At 59.0% G+C, this 2,473-nt stretch carries 3 protein-coding genes, 1 other RNA gene and 1 pseudogene; all 5 read right to left on the minus strand.

Annotated features, from left to right (window positions below; all coding sequences use genetic code 11):
- Positions 1–131: 131 nt before the first annotated feature.
- Positions 132–484, minus strand: a transfer-messenger RNA (tmRNA) gene (gene ssrA / locus H6B15_RS15175).
- A 78-nt stretch (positions 485–562) separates the two neighbouring features.
- Complete coding sequence (gene smpB / locus H6B15_RS15180; RefSeq protein ID WP_204648843.1) at positions 563–1,027, minus strand: SsrA-binding protein SmpB; 465 nt, start codon at positions 1,025–1,027, stop codon at positions 563–565.
- A gap of 75 nt (positions 1,028–1,102) precedes the next feature.
- Complete coding sequence (gene recR, locus H6B15_RS15185; protein ID WP_204648844.1) at positions 1,103–1,699, minus strand: recombination mediator RecR; 597 nt, start codon at positions 1,697–1,699, stop codon at positions 1,103–1,105.
- A gap of 10 nt (positions 1,700–1,709) precedes the next feature.
- Positions 1,710–2,051, minus strand: coding sequence for a YbaB/EbfC family nucleoid-associated protein (locus H6B15_RS15190; RefSeq protein ID WP_204648845.1), 342 nt, complete (start codon positions 2,049–2,051; stop codon positions 1,710–1,712).
- A gap of 61 nt (positions 2,052–2,112) precedes the next feature.
- Positions 2,113–2,473, minus strand: a pseudogene (locus H6B15_RS15195) (DNA polymerase III subunit gamma/tau); the annotation flags it as partial.

Genomic DNA, 2,473 nt, shown 5'->3' on the forward strand with positions numbered 1-2,473 from the left:
AGCACAGGAGGTTCTTTCTCTTCACTAAAGTATTTTTTATCCACCCCCAGTTGAACTGGGGGATTTTATCATGCCTATTCGGCGCCAGCAAAAAACCCGGTCGAACCCATGGGGTTCGACCGGGTTACATATGGTGGAGATGAGGGGAATCGAACCCCTGTCCGAAAAGAAAGCGGTTAGAGTATCTCCGGGCGCAGAGTGCTTATTGAATTTCCCGCGGCGCGAGCGAACACACGCGCTTTACGCCTTGGTAGCTTCATGAATACCTGACGGGCGGCAAAGCTTAGGCCCGTGCATGTTCAGCACCTAATCGACGCCCCGACCCCGTGCGGTGCTAAAACGGGCGGGACGGTCGTGCCTAATTAGGCAGCGACGGCAACAGTGTTATTGTTGTCAGTTAATTTTGTTTGGCGCTTTTATCGTGGTGCACCGCCACGGCCCGCTGCTCACGCCCCTCTCCCCCCGTCGAAACCATTGCATCCCCATAACAAGCGGTGCCAGGCACCGCGGATGACAGTTTGCTCGCAAGGAAAAGGCGATACAGCCTTTGTATGACCGGATGTTAATGCTGCTTCAGCGCGCGGTCAATATCACGCTTGGCATCCCGCGCGGCGGCCGATGCGCGTTTGTCGTACAGTTTCTTGCCTTTGCACAATCCCAGTTCCACCTTGACGCGGCCGTGCTTGAAATACAAAGAAAGCGGAACCAGGGTGTAGCCCTGCAGCTTGATCTGCTGGGCCAGGCGGCGGATTTCCGTCTTGTGGGCCAGCAGACGCCGGGGGCGCACGGGATCACGGTTGAAGATGCTGCCCTGTTCATAGGGACTGATGTGCATCCCCTTCAGGATGATTTCCCCGTCATCGATATCGGCCCAGGCGTCTTTCAGGTTGACGCCGCCGGCACGCAGGCTCTTGACCTCGGTGCCCACCAGCTCGATGCCGGTTTCCAGCGCTTCGATCACAAAGTATTCATGCCGCGCTTCGCGGTTCTGGGCAATGATCTTTCTGGGAGTTTTGTCCTGTGCCAAGCGCGTCACCTCCTTTGTACAGCTATGCGCCGGGGAGAAAATTATACTGCGGCAGGGTGTTCCTTGTCAAGGAAATTACAGCTCGCCCCGGCCTTCCATGGCCCGGTACAGGGTGGTTTCGTCGGCGTACTCCAGGCTGGAGCCCACCGGCAGGCCGTAGGCCAGGCGGGTGGTCCTGATGCCCAGGGGCTTGATCAGCTTGGCCAGATACATGGCGGTAGCCTCCCCTTCTACGGTGGGGCTGGTGGCCATGATGACCTCCTTGACCTGGTCGTCCAGGCGGGCCAGCAGTTCCTTGACGCACAGCTGGTCGGCCCCGATGCCGTCCATGGGCGAAATCAGCCCATGAAGCACATGGTACAGTCCCCTGTACTCATGGGTGCGCTCGATGGCCTTGATGTCCCGGGGGGCTTCCACCACACAGATGATGGAACGGTCCCGTTTGGGAGACGCGCAGATGGGGCAGACTTCGCCGGAGGTATAGTCCTGGCAAAGCCGGCAGCGATGCAGGCGGGTCTTGGCGGCCTCGATGGCCTTGGCCAGCTCCATGGCCTGCTCGTTGGACATGCTCATGACCTCGTAGGCCATGCGGGTGGCTCCCTTGCGCCCCACGCCGGGAAAGCGGGAAAACTGGTCGATCAGATTTTCCAGCGGTTCAGCGTTCTGCGGCATGGTGTACCTCTCAGCCCAGGCCGGGGATATTCATGCCGCCGGTCATCTTGGCCATCTCGTCGTCCGAATCCTTATCCACCGCGGCCACCGCACTGTTGACGGCAGCGGCGATCAGGTCTTCCAGCATTTCGATATCGTCCGGGTCCACGGCCTCCGGCTTGATCTTAACGGCGGTGATCTCGTGCTTGCCGGTCATGGTCACGGTGACCATCTCACCGCTGGCGGTGCCGGTGTATTCCCGGGCTTCCAGTTCCTCCTGCTTGGCGCGGATTTCATCCTGCATCTTCTGGACCTGGCGCATCATGGCCTGGGGATCGGGGCGGCCGTAGCCTTTGGGAAGTCTTGCTTTCATGGAAATTTCTCCTTTGTTGTTTATCTTTGCCGGTTAGGGCAGACGGCATTCCTGCCGGGGATCACTTTTCTTCAATCTCCACATCCACTCCCATGGCCTGCATCTGGCGGATGGTGTCGTCCACCGAGACGACCGGCTTTCCCGAGTCATCCTCCTTCGGCTTTTCGTACGGGCCGATGGAGTAACTCTGGTGGGTGACCTGGTAGATCAGTTCCTTGATTTGCTTGGACACATCCTTGTTCTTGCGGATGTAATCCCGGAAAGCATCGCTGCACTCAAACAGTACCCGACGGCCATCGAAATACGCCCGGGTTCCCTGCAGGAAGGAAATCAGCAGCGGATCGTTTTCTGCCATGAGTTCCAGCACCGCCGACCACTGGGGGAACGGCTGGATGGGACCGGCGGGTTCCTTGGGACGGGGG

It is taken from the genome of Gemmiger formicilis, assembly GCF_016900095.1.
Taxonomy (GTDB): domain Bacteria; phylum Bacillota; class Clostridia; order Oscillospirales; family Ruminococcaceae; genus Gemmiger; species Gemmiger formicilis_A.